This is a genomic window from Dongia sp. (genome assembly GCF_041906375.1).
Taxonomy (GTDB): Bacteria; Pseudomonadota; Alphaproteobacteria; order Dongiales; family Dongiaceae; genus Dongia.
The window spans coordinates 687,516-706,087 of record NZ_JAYRJJ010000002.1 but is presented as its reverse complement, the minus strand read 5'-3'; the positions used below and the strand labels follow the sequence as shown (position 1 = coordinate 706,087).

The window sequence follows — 18,572 nt, the reverse complement described above, 5'->3', positions numbered from 1 at the left end:
GGGGTCTCAGCTGAAGCTGAGAGCCTCGTCGACCAGTTTCGCCTGTTCCTTGATGTGTCGCTTGTAAAGGCCGGTGGCGGGTGAGGCCGAGGCGGGCCGCCCGACATAACGCACGCGGCGCTGCTTGGTGCCCAGCTCTTCCATCACAGTGTCGATTTCCGGCGAGACGAAGAACCAGGCGCCCATGTTCTTGGGCTCCTCCTGGCACCAGACGATCTCGGCGCCGGGGAAACGCTTCAGCTCGGCGGCGAGCGCCTTATCCGGGAACGGATAAAGCTGCTCGACGCGCATGATGTAGACGTCCTCGAGCCCGCGCTTCTCACGCTCCTCAAAGAGGTCGTAATAGACCTTGCCCGAGCAGAGGACGACGCGCTTGATCTTCTTGTCGACGAGCTTTGCATTGTCGTCCCACAGCAGCCGGTGGAAGGTCGTGCCGGGGCCGAATTCGCTGAGCTTGGAAACGGCGAGCTTGTGCCGCAGCAGCGATTTCGGCGTCATGATGATCAGCGGCTTGCGGAAGTTCCGGTGCAGCTGCCGGCGCAGAGAATGGAAATAGTTGGCTGGCGTGGTGATGTTGGCGACCTGCATGTTGTCTTCGGCGCAAAGCTGCAGATAGCGTTCGAGGCGGGCCGAGGAATGTTCCGGTCCCTGGCCTTCATAGCCATGGGGCAGCAGCATGACCAAGCCCGACATGCGCAGCCATTTCGACTCGCCCGAGGAAATGAACTGGTCGATGATGACCTGGGCACCATTGGCGAAGTCGCCGAATTGTGCTTCCCACAGCACCAGCGATTTCGGTTCGGCCAGGGAATAGCCGTAATCGAAGCCGAGCACGCCCGCTTCCGAAAGCGGACTGTTGATCACTTCGAAGAAGGCCTGGCCGTCGCGGATGTGGTTGAGCGGGACATATTCGTCCTCATTCTCCTGGTCGGTGAAGACGGCATGGCGCTGGCTGAACGTGCCGCGCTTGCAGTCCTGCCCGGAAAGACGGACGCCGAAACCTTCGTCGAGCAGCGAGCCGAAGGCCAGGGCCTCGCCGGTCGCCCAGTCGATGCCCTCGCCCGATTTGAACATCTCTTCCTTCTGGGCGAGCTGGCGCGCGATCTTGCGATTGAGATTGAAGGTGCCGGGCACCGTCGTCATCGCTTTGCCGATGAGCTGCAGCTTGTCCTCGGTGACCGACGTCTCGCCGCGGCGCTCGTCGCCCGAGGCGGTGGCAAGGCCCGCCCAGGCGCCTTCCAGCCAGTCGGCCTTGTTCGGCTTGTAGGAAGCGGACGCCTCGAACTCGGCATCGAGCCGCGCCTGGAAGTTGTTCATGATGGCATCGGCCTCTTCCTGGCTGATGCTGCCCTCTTCGATCAGGCGCTGGGCATAGATCGTGCGCGTCGTGGGATGCGTCGCGATCTTCTTGTACATCAAGGGCTGGGTGAAGGCCGGCTCATCGCTCTCGTTATGGCCGTAACGGCGATAACAGAACATGTCGATGATGACGTCGTGATTGAACTCGGCGCGGAATTCCATGGCGATGCGCGCGACATGGAGCGTTGCTTCGGGGTCGTCGGCGTTGACGTGGAAGATAGGCGCCTGCACCGCCTTGGCGATGTCCGAGCAATAGGGGCCGGAACGCGACGCCGTGGGGCTGGTGGTGAAGCCGATCTGGTTGTTGATGATGAAATGGATCGTGCCGCCCACCTCGTAATCGTAGAGCTGGGAAAGCTCGAGGCATTCCGGCACCAGGCCCTGGCCGGCAAACGCCGCGTCACCATGGAGGAGCAGGCCCATGACCTGCTCGCGGTTCTTGTCCTTGCGCTGGTCCTGCTTGGCGCGAACCTTGCCGAGGACGACCGTGTTGACGCATTCCAGATGCGACGGGTTGGCGGTCAGCGACAGATGCACAATGCGGCCGTCGAACTCGCGGTCCGACGAGGTGCCGAGATGGTATTTGACGTCGGCAGAGCCCTGCACATCCTCGGGGTTCGAGGGGTTGCCCTGGAACTCGCTGAAGATCGCCGCATAGGGCTTGTTCATGAAATTGGCGAGCATGGAGAGTCGCCCGCGATGGGCCATGCCGATGACCACTTCCTTGATGCCGAGCTGGCTGCCGCGCTTGATGACCTGTTCGAGGGCCGGAATGAGCGTCTCGCCGCCGTCGAGGCCGAAGCGCTTGGTGCCGGTATACTTCTTGTCGAGGAAGTTCTCGAACATCTGCGCCTCGGTCAAGCGCTCGAGGATCGCCCTTTTCCCACGATCCGTGAAGTCACGGTGGTTGCGGCTGCCTTCCATGTGCTGCTGCAGCCACTTCCTTTGGTCATTGTCCTGGATGTGCATGTATTCGACGCCGATCGACCCGCAATAGGTCTGGCGCAGCGCATGGATGAGCTGCCGGAGGGTCGCCGTCTCGAAGCCCATGGCACCGTCGAGGAAAATCTCGCGGTCGAGATCGGCATCGGTGAAGCCATGGGTGCGATAGTCGAGTTCGGGATGCTTGGCCCGCGGTTTCAGCTCCAGGGGATCGAGATTGGCTTCAAGGTGACCGCGCACGCGATAGACGCGCACCAGCATGATGGCGCGCAAGCTATCCCGGGCAGCGGCGCGCTGCTCGGCGGCGCTGACATGGCCGCCGGGAAGCGCGCGCCGGCCGCTGTCATTGGCGGGCGTGCCATAGCCGCCGTTGAGGGCGCCGTTTCCGATTTCGATATCGCGCTCGCGCGGCGCCCAGCTGGCCCCGCGCAGATCCTTGAGGGCCGCCGGCGCCTCTTCGGCAAGCTCGGCAAAGAAGGTCTGCCAGGATGCGTCGACCGAATTGGGGTCGGCCAGGTACTTGGCATAGAGCTCTTCGATGAAGGGCGCGTTGGGGCCGGAGAGGAAATTCGGAATTGGCTGGTTCATGGTTCACCCGTTTGGGCCGCTGCCCACAAGAGATCAAGCCACCAAAAGGTCTAGCATCGGAATCTGGCCCCTGATCCAAGGTCCCGAGGCTTCGCCTTTGTGAAGGCAATTCTGGTCATCGAGCCAATGGCCGGCGGATCTTCCGCCCGTCCGGCCATTGCGGATTCGTCGGGGAAGGCGCCCGGGACCCCACCAGAGCGTGGTGGGCTGACCCGGCACCTTCCCCGACAAATCCAGCTCCCGGTCATTTGCGCATGGGATGGTTACCCAATGGTTACTGTTTCCCGCAGTCCCCGATTTGGGAAGGATTTTCTGGAGATAGCAACCGGGTCCCGGGATATCAACCCGGGACCCGGTAGGGTGTTCATGGACGGAGAAATGAGCCCGTCTTGGGGAAGCCCCCCGATGCGTTCTGGCACCGGTTACTTGCCCATCGCCTTCAGCATGGAGGAGCCCAGCGCCGCCGGGGAGTCGGCCACGACGAAACCGGCTGATTTCATGGCCTCGATCTTGTCGCCCGACCCGCCCTTGCCGCCGCTGATGATGGCGCCGGCATGGCCCATGCGCCGACCCGGAGGGGCCGTGACGCCGGCAATAAAGCCGACAATGGGTTTCTTCTTCTTGGCGGCCTTATAGAACGCGGCGGCGTCTTCCTCGGCATTGCCGCCGATTTCGCCGATCATGACGATGCCCTGGGTTTCGTCATCGTTCAGGAACAGGTCCAGGCAGTCGACGAAGTTGGTGCCGTTCACGGGATCGCCACCGATGCCGATGCAGGTAGTCTGGCCGAGGCCCGCCGCCGTGGTCTGGGCGACGGCTTCATAGGTCAGGGTACCGGAGCGCGAGACGATGCCGATCTTGCCCTTCCTGTGAATGTGGCCCGGCATGATGCCGATCTTGCATTCTTCCGGCGTGATGATGCCGGGGCAGTTCGGGCCGATGAGGCGCGTCGCCGAACCCTGCAAGGCACGCTTCACGCGCACCATATCGAGGACCGGAATGCCTTCGGTGATGCAGACGGCGAGCGCCACCTTGGCGTCGATCGCCTCAAGGATCGCGTCGGCCGCGAAGGGCGGCGGCACATAGATGACACTGGCATTGGCACCGGTCTTGGCGACCGCTTCGGCAACGGTGTCGAAGACCGGCAGATCGAGATGCTTGGTGCCGCCCTTACCCGGGGTGACGCCGCCCACCATCTTGGTGCCATAGGCGATGGCTTGTTCCGAATGGAACGTGCCTTGCGCGCCGGTGAAGCCCTGGCAGATGACCTTGGTGTTTTTATTGACGAGTACGGACATGATTCCTCAAGCCTCCTTCACGGCTTTGACGACCTTTTCGGCCGCGTCCGCGAGGTTGTCGGCGGACAGGATGGGCAGCCCGGATTGCGCCAGGATCTTCTTACCCAATTCGACATTGGTGCCTTCAAGGCGCACGACCAGCGGCACATGCAGGCTCACTTCGCGCGCCGCCGCCACGACACCCTCGGCAATGACGTCGCAACGCATGATGCCGCCGAAGATGTTGACCAGAATGCCTTCGACATTCGGGTCGCTGAGAATGATCTTGAAGGCCGCGGTGACGCGTTCCTTGGTGGCACCGCCACCCACGTCGAGGAAGTTCGCCGGCGACCCGCCATAGAGCTTGATGATGTCCATCGTCGCCATGGCAAGGCCAGCACCGTTGACCATGCAGCCGATCGAGCCGTCGAGCTTGATGTAGTTGAGGCTGTGCTTGGCCGCTTCGAGCTCGGCCGGATCCTCTTCGTCTGGATCGCGCAGTTCCTCGACATCCTTGTGGCGGAAGAGCGCGTTGTCGTCGAAGTTGATCTTGGCGTCGAGGGCGATCACGTCACCGGCGCCGGTGACGACCAGCGGGTTGATCTCGACGATCGAGCAGTCGAGATCGATGAAGGCTTTGTAGAGCGCCATGATGAACTTGGTGGCCGAGGCGATCTGGGTGCCAGTCAGTTTGAGGAAGAAGGCGATCTGGCGGGCATGGAAAGGCTGCACGCCGGTGACCGGGTCGATGGCAACTTTAAGAATTTTTTCCGGGCTCTTGGCGGCGACCTCTTCGATCTCCATGCCACCTTCCTCGGAGGCCATGATGGTGACGCGCGAGGTGGCGCGGTCGACCAGCATGCCGAGATAGAGCTCACGCTTGATGTCGCAGCCGGCTTCGACATAGATGCGCTTCACGACCTTGCCCACGGGGCCGGTCTGGTGCGTCACCAGGGTCATGCCGAGCATGGATTTGGCGAGGTCGCGCACGTCGCCCTCGGTCTTGGCGACCTTTACGCCGCCCGCTTTACCGCGGCCGCCGGCATGAATCTGCGCCTTCACGACACAGAGACCGCCACCTAATTTCTGGGCTGCTTGGACCGCCTCGTCGGCGGAGTAGGCGACGTGACCGTCAGGGACGGCGACGCCAAACTTCCTGATCAGGGCTTTAGCCTGATATTCATGGATGTTCATCCGGGGTGACCCGCTATGCTGCGTTGCGAAAGACTGCACCCCGGCGGTCGTTTCGCCAGCCACCGGGCCGCGCGATTATTTCCTAGGAAGTCTTTAGGAATTCTTTAGAAAAAAAGCGGGCGACAGCGACAGCCGACGATTTGCTGTGGTGCAGCAGATCGCACTCTATCACCATGCCGGGCGGGTTCAAGCCAATTGAACTGAAACCCGTCGATACAGCATGGAAATAGGACTGTCGCCGTCGCAGGCCGTTTGGTCAAAAAAGACCAGACCGGAAGTTACTTCTTCTTCGCGGCCTTCTTGGCGGTCTTCTTGGCAGTCTTCTTCGCAGCCGGCTTCTTGGCAGCGGCCTTCTTCGTGGTCTTCTTCGCCGACTTCTTGGCGGCTTTCTTGGCAACCTTCTTGGCCGCCAGTTCGATGGTCTTCTTCATTGCTTCTCTCCTCTTTGAAGCTTCCTCACCACATCGATGAGGCCCCTTACGGCCGCGACCGACTTATCAAACATCGACTTTTCAGCCTTGTTGAGGTCGATCTCGACCACTCTCTCTACGCCGCCCGCACCGATGACAACCGGTACGCCGACATAGAGTCCCTTAACCCCGTACTGGCCGTTGAGATAGGCCGCACAGGGAAGCACGCGTTTCTTGTCCTTGAGGTAGGATTCGGCCATCGCGATCGCGGAGGATGCCGGCGCGTAGAAGGCAGAACCCGTCTTCAGGAGATTGACGATCTCAGCGCCGCCGTCACGGGTGCGCTGGATGATGTTGTTGAGCTTTTCCTGGGTCGTCCAGCCCATCTTCACCAGATCGGGCAGCGGAATGCCGGCGACGGTGGAATAGCGGGCGAGCGGCACCATGGTATCGCCATGGCCACCCAGCACGAAGGCGGTGACGTCCTCGACCGAGACCTTGAATTCCTCGGCCAGGAAATAGCGGAAGCGGGCGGAATCGAGCACGCCCGCCATGCCGACCACATGGCTTTCCGGCAGGCCCGAGGCCTGCTGCAGGACATAGACCATGACGTCGAGCGGATTGGTGATGCAGATGACGAAGGCCTTGGGCGCGTATTTCTTGATGCCCTTGCCGACCGCGTCCATGACCTTCGCATTGGTGGCGATAAGGTCGTCGCGGCTCATGCCGGGTTTGCGCGGAATGCCCGCGGTGACGATGATGACGTCGGCACCCTTGATGGCCTTGTAATCGGACGCGCCGGCATAAGTGGCGTTGAAGCCCTCGACCGGCGAGGCCTCGGCGATGTCCAGCGCCTTGCCCTGCGGAACGCCATCGACCACGTCGAAAAGAACGATGTCGCCGAGCTCCTTGAGACCTGCCAGCAGCGCCAAGGTGCCACCGATCTGTCCCGCGCCGATTAGGGCTATCTTCTTCCGTGCCATTCTGTAATCCTGATGTCTCTTACGCATTGCCACGATTTTGCTTAGGCAATGTACCTGCGCTCTTAGCGCACTCCTCTAGATGTTGAGTTAATAACCTGAATTTGCCACAAGGGCAAGAGGCATTAACTCTTCTCGCGAAAATTCCCCCTCACTCACGTCAAATGCGGTCGGGTTAGATAGTCGACCGACTGCATTTCATTGAGCCTGCTGACGGTGCGCTCGAATTCAAAAGCACCGTCACCGCTGGGATAAAGTCGTTCCGCCTTGTCGGCGGCAGCGACGATCGTCGTCACCTTATGTTCGTAGAGTTCGTCGATCAGCGTCATGAAGCGGCGCGCCTCGTTGCGGCGTTCGGTGCTCAGCGTCGGCACCTGGTCCAGCAGCACCACATCGTAATGGGTGGCGATGGCCAGATAGTCGGCGGCACCCAGCGGCCTTGCGCAAAGCTCGTCGAAATCGAACCAGGCGACGCGGCCATGGGCATTTGAAACCTGGCGCAGGATCTCGATGCGGCGGCCCTGGACAGTGAGATGGCTGGCGAGCGGCGGCTCGTTGTCGGTCATCTTCGCGAAGGCTTCGCGCATTTGGCGGGCGGCAAGATCGCCCAGCGGATAGTGATAGACGCTCATGTCCTTGAGGCGCGCCATGCGGTAATCGCGCCCGCCATCCAATTCGAGGACGTCGAGCTTCTCCTTCAGGAGCGCGATGAAGGGGAGGAACTGGTCGCGCTGCAGGCCACCCTTGTAAAGATCGTCCGGCGCCCAGTTCGAGGTCGCCACCATCACCACGCCGCGCTCGAACAGCGCGCTGAAGAGGCGCCCCAGGATCATCGCGTCGGCGATATTGGTGACGTGAAACTCGTCGAAGCAGATCAGCGTAAGCTCGCCGGCGAGCTTCTCGGCCAGGGCCGGGATAAGGTCGATCTGCTTGGGTTTCTCCTGCCGCCACTGATGCAGCTGGTCATGCACTTCCAGCATGAAGGCGTGGAAATGGACGCGGCGCTTCTTCTCCACCGGCACATGCGCGAAGAAGATATCCATCAGCATCGACTTGCCGCGACCAACCCCGCCATAGAGGTAGAGGCCCTGGGGGGCGGCTTCGTCGCGACGGCGTGTCAGCCCCAAGCGCTCGACCCAGGAACGCAGGGCGCCGCCATTGTCATTGTCGGGGCGATAGTCTTTGAGCGCATTGTAGAGCGACTGCAGCTTCTCAGCCGCAAGCTCCTGCGCAGGATCATGGTGCAAGCGACCGCCACGCTGCATCGCGCGATAGGCGGGGAGCGGCCCGTCATCACTCATGGATGCGACCAACACATCGGTCGTTGCTGAAATCGCGACTCGGTCAATATGCATGTCGCGCATATCACAACATATTTTTTTGCGCTTATCCACCGAGAAGTGATTCGCGCGTGGCATGACCACCACAGATTTCGTCTCGACTGAGTCATCGCGGCAACAGTTCGCACATCATTGCGGAGTGTCTCATCGCCTTCGCGGATGGCATCGACGCCGCAAAAAGAAACCGCGCCGATCTTGTTCGATCGGCGCGGTTCTAACATTGCGAAGGTGAAGAAAGAGTTCACATCGCCATGGCGACCATCGGTCACATGCCGGCGGTCACATGCCGGAGAGCGACATGCCGTTGACCTTGGCATCACCTGCGGCATCGACCTCGAGCTTCAGCTTGTCGACGGGCTTGCCGTCGCTGCCCGCTTCGCGCTTGGCCATGGATTGGATCATGGCCAGCCCACCGACGATCTGCGCTGCGTTGGGCGAGCTTTGTGCCGCCTCATTGGCCAGTTTCATGGCTTCATCCAGGCCATAGAGCGCGATATCAAGCGCCCCGATGACACCCAGCGTCGCTTCGGGCTTCACGTCGAAATTGCCGGTGGCATCGAGCTTCATCACCTCGGAAGTGAGGCCCGAGGGGGCCACGGCGAGCTTCATCGGCGCCTTCTGCAGCAATTGCTGCAGGGCAATGAACATCACGCCGGCCGCTGCATCGGAACGTGCCGGATCGGCGGTGACGAGGTTCGGGAAGTTGTCGCCGACCAGCTGCCACAGCTCCTTCGACGGTACCTCGGTGAGGTTGAGGTCGAGCTTGCCGGAGGCCGGCAGCAGCTTTGCGAACAGCGGATCGCCGGCGAGATCGGGGTCGTTGATCACCAGCTTGTCGTGGCTGAGGCCCAGATTGACCGCGGCCTTTTCCTTATCGAGACCGTCAAAGGCGATGTTGAAGGCGCCTTGGCCGAGATGGAACGGCTCGCTGCCATCCTTGTTCTTGAACCCGGCCTCGCTGAAGGCGACGTCGTATTTGACGCCGCCGATAAGGCCCGACATGTCCTTGATGAGGGTGCCGAGCTTGGCCGCCTGCGCGTCGCTGATGCCCGTTGCGGGTTCGGCCGTCGGTTCTGTCGGCGTCGTATTGCCGCTGGCCGAGGCGGCAGCGGCGGCCGCTTCGGCCTTCGCCGTCGCATCGGCGATTTCGCCCATCAGGGTCTGCATCTCGCGGGTCTTGGCGACATATTCCTTCAGCTTGATGGCGGTCATCAGGCCCGAAAGATCGAGCTTGGCCAGTGTGAAGCTGCCGCCCGTCGTGTCCTTGCCGACAAAATCGGTGAGTTCGAAGGCGCCGGTCTGGTCGAACAGGCCGCTGCCCTTGTCGGTGCTGGCGATCTTGGCGGTCAGCCCCTTGGCACTGAAATTACCTCCGTCGGGGGCATTGTCCTTGGCGACGAGATCGGCCGCCTGCCAATCCAGCGCCAGGAAGGTCTGCAGGCTGCTCGACCATTCGCCGCTGAAGGCCTTGGTGGTGAAGGTGAGCGCGCCGCTCTCCTTGCCGTCCTTCTCCTTGAACGGCATCGAGCCGGCATGGGTGAGGTTGCTGGCGATATAGCCGTCGGTGCCCTTGGGCGTCAGGCGGTAGCCGATGGTGCCGACATCGAGGTTACCTTCGCCGTCGGGCCCGACACGCACACCCTCGATCGATACGTCGAAGGCGTCGCTGCCCGCTGTCACCTTGACGGCGCCATGATGCAGGATGCGCTGCTCGGCCGGACCTTCGGCTACCTGCAGATAATCCTCGATCGCCTTCTGGATGATGGGGGCCTGGGCCGGGTCGATCGCCGCGGCGGGTGCGGCCGTCTCGGTCGCGTTGCCGCTGCCCGATGCCTGCTCGTCTTCCTTGTCGCCGCAGGCGGCCAGCAGCAGCATGGCCGCGACACTGCCGGCGGCAAGGCTGCCCTTGCACACCAAGCCGAATGTCGCAGCCCGGTCCGAATTCCACCAACGCCCCATCTTGTCTACTCCTTGCATGCTAAAAGCGGCCGCCAACAGATACGTTCATTGCGGCCGAAACATGGCAGGCCGGCGACCATCGCCAGCCAATGCCTTGGGTCGAATCACGCCGCCTATAACAGATAGCGGCGGCGCGGGTCCTGTTCCGCTGACGTTTGTGTGATCGGCCGCACAACGCCAATTCTGAAATACTTACTGCGTCGGCTCGAAAGGCTTCGCCCCCGGCTGCGGCGCTCCCGGAGCCGGCGGCGCAAACGGATCGAACGGGTCGGTCGGTGCAAACGGATCTGTGGTCGGCGGTGTCGTCGTGGGCAGCGGTGCCGGTGCGGCAGGCACCGCCTCGGTCGTGGCCGGGGGCACGATCACCGGTGCAGGGGCCGGCGCCGGAACGGCTGCAGCCGGCGCCGGAACGGCTGCAGCCGGCGCCGTCGGGGCCGATTCTTCGAAGAGGGGCGGCAAGTCGGGGCTGGCTGTCGGTGCTGCTGCGGGAGCGGGACTAGCCAATGCAGGTGCTGGCGCAGGTGCTGCTGCCGGCATGGCCTCTTCCTTCGCCTGCGGCCGCCAATTGTCATGGAGCGAGACCGCGGCGGTGAGTTCCTGCTGCGTCATCCCTTGTGCGAGAGCGGCGGCCTTGGCGCTGCCATCTGTCGCACCCTGGTCGGCGGCCAGGCTGTACCAGGCATGGGCCTGCACCTTGTCGGCGGGCACGCCCTGGCCGCTGGCATAGAGATCGCCCAGCGCCAGCATCGAGGCCGCGTCCTTGGCATTGGCGCCGCGCTCGAAATGCTCGACCGCGCGCACGAAATCCGGCTGGCCGCCCATGCCGTTCCGGTAAAGCGTGCCGAGGCCATATTCGGCGCTGATGGCGCCACCGGCGGCGGCGGCCTCGTACCATTTCGCCGCTTCCTGCGGGTTGGGCGTCACACCGATGCCGCCCTGATAGGCGCGCCCGAGTTCAAGTGCAGCGGGAATCGACCCCGCCTCCGCCGCGCGCTGCAGCCAGGATGTGGAACTGGCGAGGTCGGGGGCAATGCCCGGCAGGCCTTCGCGCTGAACGATGGCGAGCTTCAGCATGGATTTGATGTTGCCGAGATCGGCCGCGCGCGTGTACCAGCCCACCGCCTCGTTGTAATCCTGCGGTACGCCCTTGCCGGTCTCATAAAGCCGGCCAAGCTCGTACTGGCCATACATTTGCGCCGCGGCGATGAGCTGCGGTCCCTGCGCACCGAGGGCCGCACCGTTATAGCGCGGGGCCGTGTCGATCTCGGCAGCGATGCGGAAATAGGTGGCGGCCTGGGTGAAATCCGGGGCGCCGGCGGCACCGTCCAGATAGATCTTGCCGAGGTTGAAGGCTGCAACCGGGTTGCCGAGCTTGGCTTCCTCGGCCAGCAACGGCACCGCGCCGGCGATATTGCCGGCCTGCAAAGCTGCCTCTGCGGCAGCATAGTCGGCGCGGGCGGGAGAGCTGAGGATCACTTGCGCCGACAGGAAGAGGGCGGCGGTGGATAGCAGAAGACGGCGCATGCTGTGGCTCTGAACGGTTGAAACGGCCGATATCGCCGCGCAATCTAACCAAGACGTCCCATAAAAGCCAGCCGACCCCCTCCTGCTTGCGCCCCCTCCTGGCCCTTGCTAAGGCTGCTCTCCCGTAAAGCGGAGCCAGAATCCAATGCCACCGGCCGAGAATCATGTCCTCTTTATCTGCACCACCTGCAAGCGCGGTCCCGACGGCGCCTTGCTGGGGCCGGGGCTGATCGAGGACCTCATGGGTGCCGACCTGCCGCCAGGCTTCACCGTAAGGGGGACGGCCTGCATGTCGAACTGCACCAGGCCCCTCAGCGTGGCACTAACCGCTCCGGGCAAGGCCACCTATATGCTGGCCGAAATCGACCCGGTCGAGGATCGCGCAGCTCTGCTGGAACTGGCGCAGCTCTATGCATCAAAGGCAGACGGCCAGACCAAGCTGCTGGAACGCCCCAAATCCATCCGGCGCAAGATCATCGGCCGCATCCCGGCCATCTAAAACGAACTGCCCGGTGTTTTCAGGAACGCAATCTCATCCTCGGTCGAAGGGCGACCCAGGGCCTCATTGCGGTGTGGATAGCGGCCAAAGCGCTTGATGATATCGCGGTGGCGATGGGCGTAATCGAGCTGTTCCTCGGCATCCTTCCGGTCGGCACCGCCGGTCTCGCCATAGAGCCGGGTAAAAAGGTCGATGGCGCGGTGCTGGTTCGCCATATCCTCCGCATGCTCGAAGGGCAGATAGAAGAAGCGCCGCTGGTTGAAGGGCAGGTCCTTGTCGAAGTCGCGCGCGATGGCCGCATCGGCGACGGCAAGGGCGCGCGCATCGCCCAGGAACGCCTTCGCCTGCCCGCGATAGATATTGCGCGCCATCTGGTCGAGCAGGATGAGGAGCGCCAGCGCCCCCATCGGCGTATCCGCCCAACCATCGAGTTCACCCATCTGCGCTGCATGCACGGCGGCGCCGAAGCGCGCTCGGATCTCCGCGTCGAATTCCTTGTCCTTCTCGAACCACAGTGCCTTGGCGCGCGCCGCATACCAGAACTCGATGACGGAACGGGGATCGCTCACGCCGCGACCGGCCCCACCTGGTTCATCTCCGCAATGCGGGCGATGGCTGGCCTGGCGCGCACTTTTTCGGCCAGGCGCCGCACGCTGGGGAAGCGCTTATAGAGATCCGGGCAGCATTCCTGCCAGGTGGAGAGCATGTAGAGCAGCGGGTCGGCCGCGGAATACTTGTCGCCGAGGAGGTATGGGCCGTTCTTGGCCAGATGTGCATCGATGCGCGACCACAAGGCCGCAATCTCTTCCTTCGCCTTTTGCTGCACGCCGCCGGTACCATTGGCTTCGGTCGTGATGCGCTCAGGGTAATAGTAGCGCAGCATCGCCGGCTGCAGCGTGTTGTTGAGGTGGAAGAGCCACATCAGGAAAGGACCGCGCTGCGGGTCGGCGGCGGCCGGCGCGAGGCCCGCCTGCGGGAATCGATCGGCGATGAGGAGCGAGATGGCGGCGCATTCGGTAATGGTGCCGCCTTCGGGCAGCTTCAGCGCCGGCAGCTTGCCGGCCGGATTGACCTTCAGAAATTCCGGCTTCTTGTGCGCTTCCTCGGCCATGTCGACCAGTACCAGATCATAAGGTGCCCCGACTTCCTCCAGGCAGTAATGCGCCGCGACCGATGCGGAATTATGCGACCAATAGAGCGTGTACATGAAACCTCCCCCAATTTCCGTCCCGGTTTTATAGGACAAGCCCGTGTCCGGCGCCAATGCCGTGCCGGCATGGTGTGAATGCGCGGCGGGGATGGATCAGCGGCCGGATTTGTTGCCGCGCCGCAGCAGAACCTGTGCCGAGATGAGTGCCGTGAGCGAGAAGATCATCACGGCCGTGCCGATGGCATTGATTTCGGGCGTCACGCCGCGGCGGATCGAGGAGAAGACATAGATCGGCAGCGTATTCTTCGAACCGGCGACGAAGAAGGCGATGACGAAATCGTCGAAGCTGAAGGTATAGCTCAAGAGGAAGCCGGCGATGATGCCGGGCAGCAGCTGCGGCAAGGTCACCTGCCGGAAGGTCGCGACCGGATCGGCATAGAGATCGGCCGAGGCTTCGATTAGGCTCCTATCCATGCCGGCAATGCGGGCGCGCACGATGATGATGACCAATGCCATGGCAAAGAGCGTATGCGCCGCGATGATGGAGCCATAACCGAGGCTGAGCTTGGGCGGCGCATCGCCGGGCCACAGGCTGGCCAGGATCGTATTGGCGGCGTCGAATGTGGTGACCAGGGCGATCAGTGTCGCGATGCCGATGACGATGCCCGGCACCATGATGGCGATATAGGTGAGGCCGTCGAACAGCACGCGCAGCGGCCCGCGCACATTCTGCAACGCCACCGCCGCCATCGTGCCCATGATGGTGGCGAGCACGGAAGCCGTCGCCGCGACGATGAGGCTGTTTTCCAGCGCCGACAGCATCAACCCGTTGTTGGCCGCCTTGAAATACCAATCGATGCCGAAGCCCTGGAAGTCGGAAGCATTGTTGCCGCTGTTGAAGCTGAACAGCACGATGAGTGCGATCGGCGCATAGAGGAAGAGATAGATGAAGATCGAATAGGCGCGCAGCATGGTCCCGCTCCCTACATCAACGACACGTCGCGACCGCCGGTCGCACGGGTGAGGCGGAGGTAGAGACTGACCGTCACAACCATGATGACGACCAGCGCCATGGCGCAGGCCGAACCGAAGGGCCAGTTGAGGCTCTGCAGGAAGAGATCGACCAGCGCGTTGCCGATGAAGAAGACTTTGCCGCCACCCAGCATCTGCGGGATGAGGTATTCGCCCATCAGCAGGATGAAGACCAGCATGCAGCCCGTGATCATGCCTGGGGCCGAAAGGGGCAGGGTGATCTGGCGGAAGGTGGCGATGGGGTCGGCGCCGAGATCGTCGGACGCTTCGAGGAGGCGCTTGTCGAGTTTTTCAAGGCTGACGAAAATCGGGAACACCATCAGCGGCAGATAGGCATAGACGATGCCCACCAGCACCGCGAAAGGTGTGTTGATGAAGCGAACACCTTCGATGCCGATGAGTTCGAGGAGATGCGGCAGCCCGCGCCCGCCGAGGATGAACATCCAGGCATAGGTGCGGATGAGGAAGCTGGTCCAGAACGGCACCACGACCAGGATGAGGAGGAACAACCGCGCGCGCGGGCTCGCCTTCAATGCCAGGAAATAGGCCAGGGGATAGCCGGCCAGCAGGCAGATGAGCGTTCCCGTGGGTGCCAGCAGCAGCGTGTTCTTGAACGCCGTCCAGCGAGCGCCGATGTTGAGGTAGTTGTCGAAGGTGAAGGCCGCCTGATAGCCGCCGGTCGGCGCCCGCTCGCCCACCGAATAGATCATGATGACGATGAGCGGCAGGATCAGCAGCACCAGATACCACAAGCCGCTCGGCGCCAGGAGCAGGGTGCTCCACAGGCGCTGGCGACGTTTTTCGGTGATGGCGGCTGAGGTCATTTACGCGGGCGATCTCTTTTAGGAACCCTCGCCCCGCTTGCGGGGAGAGGGCAGGGTGAGGGGTGGAACGGCCGGACTCGTTGAAAGACCCCTCACCCCAACCCCTCTCCCCGCAAGCGCGGGGCGAGGGGCGTGAGCGCGGAGGCAGACGCGTTGCTTTAGGCCGACTTGAACCGCGCCATGATTTCGGCGCGGGCCGGGTTGGTCAGCACATTGCCGGCGCCGAATTCGAGCGGCGTCAGCAATTCGGCGGCCGGGTACATGATCGGATCGTTGGCGATCTCCGGCGGCAGCTTGGCGATGACGCGCTTGTCGGCGACCGGATAGCCGTGGAACAGCAATTCCTTGGTGTTCACTTCCGGGTCGAGCAGGAAGTTGATGAGGGCATAGGCGCCTTTCTTGTTCGGCGCTTCCTTCGGCACGGCGTAGAAGTCGGACCAGATCTCGCCGCCTTCCTTGCCGAGGACATAGTCGATTTCCGGAATGTCCTTGTGCAACTGCTTGCCATCGCCGGTCCAGGCGACCGACATCCAGGCATCGCCATTGCGCATGGCTGGCTGATAATCCGAAGAAATGCCAAAGAGATGCGGCTTCACCTCGAGCAGCAGCTTCTCGGCATCGGCCAGTTCCTTCTCGTCGATCGAATTGAAGGAATAGCCGAAATATTTGAGCGCATTGCCGATGGTGGTGAGCTGGTAGTCATGGACCATGACGCGGCCCGAGGCCTTGTCCTTGGTCGTGTCCCAGAATTCCTTCCAGCTGCTGAGCTTGCCGGGCAGGCTCTTGGTGTTCTGCACGAAGCCGGTGGTGCCCCAATCCTTGTGCAGGGCATAGATCTTGCCATTGACCGTACCGGGCTCGGTCATGCGCGGATCGGAATAAGAGGCAAGGTCGTAATTGGAGATCTGCGACACATCGAGCGGGTCGATGAGGTCGGCCTCGACATAATTGGCGATGGTGTAGTTGGTGGGGACGAAGACGTCCCAACCCGTGCCGCCGGCCTTCAGCTTGGCGTACATTTCTTCGTTCGAGCCGAAAACGGTGAGTTCGACCGCGGCGCCGGTCAATTCCTTGAATTTATCGAGATTCGCTTGGTCGTGATAATTCGGCCACGAGGTCAGCGCCACCTTGTCGCCGATATCGCCGGCAAAAGAGGGACGCGGGCGCAGGCCCGGAACGGCGCCGGCCATCACCGCCATCGCGGTGCCAAGGCCGGTGACGCCGAGGAAATGGCGGCGCGAGATCGAGCCCATCTGGTAACGGCGCAGTTGCGCGATGAATTCTTTGCGTGGATCAGTCATCTCAGTCTCCCTGGAAAAACGATGAAGCCCCAAACCTGTCATGGCGGTTATTGTTCTTTTTGCAGCAGCGCTACCGCCAGCGGCGCTGCGTTGAAATCGGTCACTGATCGGCCAGGGCCAAGGCGCGCTCGCGCTTCCAGCCCATAACGACCGCGTCGCCCGGCTCCAATGCCTGCCCTTCGGTCGAATGCTTGGGCAGGCGCACCAGCACCGGCCCCAACCCTTCCGCCTCGACCTGAAACTCGCTGTGGTCGCCAAGATAGATGCGGTTCATGAGACGCGCCGGCTGCAATACATCGAGGCCGACGGGTGCCGCCCCCGGCTGCCACAGGCCGATCACTTCCGGGCGGACAGCGATAGCGGCACGGCTGCCCGGGGTCAGTTTTGGACCTAAGCGGCTGAAAGGTGCGGCAAGGCTCAGCCCGCTCGCCGTGGTGATGACGGCGCCGCCGGCATCGGCGCTGGCAACCGCCCCGCTGAAGAAATTGGATTCGCCGACGAAATCGGCGACATAACGGCTGACCGGCGCGTCATAGAGCTCTTCGGGGCTGCCGAACTGCACCACCTTGCCGTCCTTCATGATGCCGATCGTATCGGACATGGAGAGCGCCTCTTCCTGGTCATGCGTCACCAGGACGAAGGTGATGCCGACCTCGCGCTGCAGGTTTTGGAGTTCGATCTGCATCTCGCGCCGCAGCTTGCGATCGAGTGCCGCCAGCGGTTCGTCGAGCAGCAGCACGGTCGGGCGGTTGATGAGCGCGCGCGCCAGGGCGACACGCTGCTGCTGGCCGCCGGACAATTCCCAGATGCGGCGCTGCCCGAGATGCGGCAGGCGCACGAGTTCCAGGGCTTCAGCGACGCGCCTATCGATCTCGGCACTGTCGGGGCGCGGCTTCCGCTGCCTCAGGCCATAGCCGACATTCGCCGCCACATCCATATGCGGGAACAGGGCATAATGCTGGAACACCATGTTGACCGGGCGCTTATGGGCGGGAACGCCCACCACCGACTGCCCGGCAATCTCCACGGCACCGCTATCGGGCTGCTCGAAGCCGGCGATGAGCCGGAGGCTCGTCGTCTTGCCGCAGCCGGAGGGCCCCAGGAAGGAATGGAACGACCCTTGCCGCAGGCCGAAGCTGACGTCGTCGACGGCTTTGACGTCGGCGAAATGTTTGACGACCGAACGAAACTCGACGTCGAAGGCCTTCTCGGATGCGTTTGCCACCAAGATCGCCGTACTCCCTGTTTTCGTGGCGGTCGTGTCCGGCACCCATGGATGCCGCTGCCGCCTTAACAGCGAGTCTTACTGCGTTTGGTTCGCAATGAAAAGGACCGATATAATTTTCATTCTGGGATCGGAATAAAAAGAAACGGCGGCATCCGAAGATGCCGCCGTGGTTGGTTGGAAGAACTCTGGTCGCTGGCTTAACGGCGGTCGCCGAGGAAGCGCAGCAGCATCAGGAACAGGTTGATGAAGTCGAGGTAGAGGGTGAAGGCACCCAGAACGGCCTTCTTGGTGGCGACTTCGGCGCCGTCGGCATCCCAATACATCTCCTTGATCTTCTGCGTGTCGTAGGCGGTGAGGCCGGTGAAGATCACCACACCCAGCAACGAAATCGCCCATTGCAGACCGCTCGAGGCGAGGAAGATGTTGACCAGCGAGGCGAGGATGATGCCGAAAAGGCCCATCAGCAGGAAATTGCCCATGCCGGTGAGGTCACGCTTGGTCGTATAGCCCCAAAGGCTCATCGCGCCGAAGGTACCGGCGGTGACGAAGAAGGTCCGCGCCACGGATTCGCCGGTATACATAACGAAGATCGGCGCCAGGCCCAGACCCAGGATCAGCGCATAGACCCAGAACAGGGCCTTGGCGGTGCTGGCCTGGATGGCGTGGATCCGGAAACTGAAGAAGAAGGCGACGCCCAGCGCTACCAGCATGAGGACGAGGTTGTTGCGGATGACCGCCTCGAAGAAGGCGGGCGCAAACTCCGCGCTGCGGAAGACGGCATAGGCAACGCCACCGGTCGCGGCCAAGCCGCCACCCATATAAGCGTAGACCTTCTGCATATGCGCGCGCAGGCCGGCATCGATTTCTGCCGATTGGGCCTGGGCGTAACCGCGCTCAATCATTCGGCCTTGATCTGGTCTAGTGACCATTTTGTTCACTCCCCGTTCTTTAACCTTGCCCGCGAA

16 protein-coding genes are annotated in these 18,572 nt (G+C 62.5%); 1 reads left to right on the top strand and 15 read right to left on the bottom strand.

The window, feature by feature from the left end; all coding sequences use genetic code 11:
• Positions 1-6: 6 nt before the first annotated feature.
• From ACE3OA_RS10135 to ACE3OA_RS10100, 8 genes are all read right to left on the bottom strand, one after another.
• Positions 7-2,889 (bottom strand): 2-oxoglutarate dehydrogenase E1 component, encoded by a 2,883-nt coding sequence (locus ACE3OA_RS10135; protein WP_374310612.1) that lies wholly within the window; start codon positions 2,887-2,889, stop codon positions 7-9.
• A 422-nt stretch (positions 2,890-3,311) separates the two neighbouring features.
• Positions 3,312-4,187 carry a succinate--CoA ligase subunit alpha gene (gene sucD / locus ACE3OA_RS10130; protein ID WP_374310610.1) on the bottom strand — a complete coding sequence of 292 codons (876 nt, stop codon included), beginning with the start codon at positions 4,185-4,187 and terminating at the stop codon, positions 3,312-3,314.
• 6 nt (positions 4,188-4,193) lie between these two features.
• Positions 4,194-5,360, bottom strand: a complete 1,167-nt coding sequence (gene sucC, locus ACE3OA_RS10125) for an ADP-forming succinate--CoA ligase subunit beta (RefSeq protein WP_374310608.1) — start codon at positions 5,358-5,360, stop codon at positions 4,194-4,196.
• Positions 5,361-5,638: 278 nt separating this feature from the next.
• The gene (locus ACE3OA_RS10120; protein ID WP_208109817.1) at positions 5,639-5,791 is read right to left on the bottom strand and encodes a hypothetical protein; all 153 of its coding nucleotides are present in this window, start codon (positions 5,789-5,791) and stop codon (positions 5,639-5,641) included.
• Positions 5,788-6,753: a malate dehydrogenase gene (mdh, locus tag ACE3OA_RS10115; protein ID WP_374310606.1), complete on the bottom strand. Its 966-nt coding sequence runs from the start codon at positions 6,751-6,753 to the stop codon at positions 5,788-5,790. Before mdh ends, ACE3OA_RS10120 begins: the two co-directional genes overlap by 4 nt.
• A 152-nt stretch (positions 6,754-6,905) precedes the next feature.
• Positions 6,906-8,105, bottom strand: a complete 1,200-nt coding sequence (zapE, locus tag ACE3OA_RS10110; protein WP_374310604.1) for a cell division protein ZapE — start codon at positions 8,103-8,105, stop codon at positions 6,906-6,908.
• 264 nt (positions 8,106-8,369) lie between these two features.
• Entirely contained in the window at positions 8,370-10,049 is a 1,680-nt protein-coding gene (locus ACE3OA_RS10105) for a hypothetical protein (RefSeq protein ID WP_374310602.1), read from the bottom strand.
• Between the two features lie 192 nt (positions 10,050-10,241).
• Positions 10,242-11,573: a tetratricopeptide repeat protein gene (locus ACE3OA_RS10100; protein ID WP_374310600.1), complete on the bottom strand. Its 1,332-nt coding sequence runs from the start codon at positions 11,571-11,573 to the stop codon at positions 10,242-10,244.
• A 145-nt stretch (positions 11,574-11,718) separates the two neighbouring features.
• On the opposite strand from ACE3OA_RS10100, the gene ACE3OA_RS10095 reads away from it, so the two are divergent.
• Positions 11,719-12,072, top strand: a complete 354-nt coding sequence (locus tag ACE3OA_RS10095; RefSeq protein WP_374310598.1) for a DUF1636 family protein — start codon at positions 11,719-11,721, stop codon at positions 12,070-12,072.
• Here the strand turns inward: ACE3OA_RS10095 and ACE3OA_RS10090 are convergent.
• The 7 genes from ACE3OA_RS10090 to ACE3OA_RS10060 all read right to left on the bottom strand — a co-directional run bounded on the left by ACE3OA_RS10090 (position 12,069) and on the right by ACE3OA_RS10060 (position 18,509).
• Positions 12,069-12,641 (bottom strand): DUF924 family protein, encoded by a 573-nt coding sequence (locus ACE3OA_RS10090; protein WP_374310596.1) that lies wholly within the window; start codon positions 12,639-12,641, stop codon positions 12,069-12,071. The genes ACE3OA_RS10095 and ACE3OA_RS10090 overlap by 4 nt on opposite strands.
• Positions 12,638-13,279: a glutathione S-transferase family protein gene (locus tag ACE3OA_RS10085; RefSeq protein WP_374310594.1), complete on the bottom strand. Its 642-nt coding sequence runs from the start codon at positions 13,277-13,279 to the stop codon at positions 12,638-12,640. The genes ACE3OA_RS10090 and ACE3OA_RS10085 overlap by 4 nt, the downstream gene beginning before the upstream one ends.
• A 96-nt stretch (positions 13,280-13,375) precedes the next feature.
• Entirely contained in the window at positions 13,376-14,194 is an 819-nt protein-coding gene (locus tag ACE3OA_RS10080; RefSeq protein ID WP_374310592.1) for an ABC transporter permease, read from the bottom strand.
• Positions 14,195-14,205: 11 nt separating this feature from the next.
• A complete protein-coding gene (locus tag ACE3OA_RS10075) occupies positions 14,206-15,078 on the bottom strand; it encodes an ABC transporter permease (RefSeq protein ID WP_374310590.1) in 873 nt (290 codons plus the stop codon).
• 158 nt (positions 15,079-15,236) lie between these two features.
• A complete protein-coding gene (locus ACE3OA_RS10070) occupies positions 15,237-16,379 on the bottom strand; it encodes a PotD/PotF family extracellular solute-binding protein (protein ID WP_374310588.1) in 1,143 nt (380 codons plus the stop codon).
• Positions 16,380-16,479: 100 nt separating this feature from the next.
• Entirely contained in the window at positions 16,480-17,604 is a 1,125-nt protein-coding gene (locus ACE3OA_RS10065; protein ID WP_374310586.1) for an ABC transporter ATP-binding protein, read from the bottom strand.
• Between the two features lie 200 nt (positions 17,605-17,804).
• Complete coding sequence (locus ACE3OA_RS10060; protein WP_374310584.1) at positions 17,805-18,509, bottom strand: Bax inhibitor-1 family protein; 705 nt, start codon at positions 18,507-18,509, stop codon at positions 17,805-17,807.
• Between the last annotated feature and the right edge of the window lie 63 nt (positions 18,510-18,572).

Bases quoted from the DNA above. Each gene is read 5' to 3' on its own strand.
- ACE3OA_RS10135 (WP_374310612.1), bottom strand. From the start codon at position 2,889: ATGAACCAGCCAATTCCGAATTTCCTCTCCGGCCCCAACGCGCCCTTC.
- sucD (WP_374310610.1), bottom strand. From the start codon at position 4,187: ATGTCCGTACTCGTCAATAAAAACACCAAGGTCATCTGCCAGGGCTTC.
- sucC (WP_374310608.1), bottom strand. From the start codon at position 5,360: ATGAACATCCATGAATATCAGGCTAAAGCCCTGATCAGGAAGTTTGGC.
- ACE3OA_RS10120 (WP_208109817.1), bottom strand. From the start codon at position 5,791: ATGAAGAAGACCATCGAACTGGCGGCCAAGAAGGTTGCCAAGAAAGCC.
- mdh (WP_374310606.1), bottom strand. From the start codon at position 6,753: ATGGCACGGAAGAAGATAGCCCTAATCGGCGCGGGACAGATCGGTGGC.
- zapE (WP_374310604.1), bottom strand. From the start codon at position 8,105: ATGCATATTGACCGAGTCGCGATTTCAGCAACGACCGATGTGTTGGTC.
- ACE3OA_RS10105 (WP_374310602.1), bottom strand. From the start codon at position 10,049: ATGGGGCGTTGGTGGAATTCGGACCGGGCTGCGACATTCGGCTTGGTG.
- ACE3OA_RS10100 (WP_374310600.1), bottom strand. From the start codon at position 11,573: ATGCGCCGTCTTCTGCTATCCACCGCCGCCCTCTTCCTGTCGGCGCAA.
- ACE3OA_RS10095 (WP_374310598.1), top strand. From the start codon at position 11,719: ATGCCACCGGCCGAGAATCATGTCCTCTTTATCTGCACCACCTGCAAG.
- ACE3OA_RS10085 (WP_374310594.1), bottom strand. From the start codon at position 13,279: ATGTACACGCTCTATTGGTCGCATAATTCCGCATCGGTCGCGGCGCAT.
- ACE3OA_RS10080 (WP_374310592.1), bottom strand. From the start codon at position 14,194: ATGCTGCGCGCCTATTCGATCTTCATCTATCTCTTCCTCTATGCGCCG.
- ACE3OA_RS10075 (WP_374310590.1), bottom strand. From the start codon at position 15,078: ATGACCTCAGCCGCCATCACCGAAAAACGTCGCCAGCGCCTGTGGAGC.
- ACE3OA_RS10070 (WP_374310588.1), bottom strand. From the start codon at position 16,379: ATGACTGATCCACGCAAAGAATTCATCGCGCAACTGCGCCGTTACCAG.
- ACE3OA_RS10060 (WP_374310584.1), bottom strand. From the start codon at position 18,509: ATGATTGAGCGCGGTTACGCCCAGGCCCAATCGGCAGAAATCGATGCC.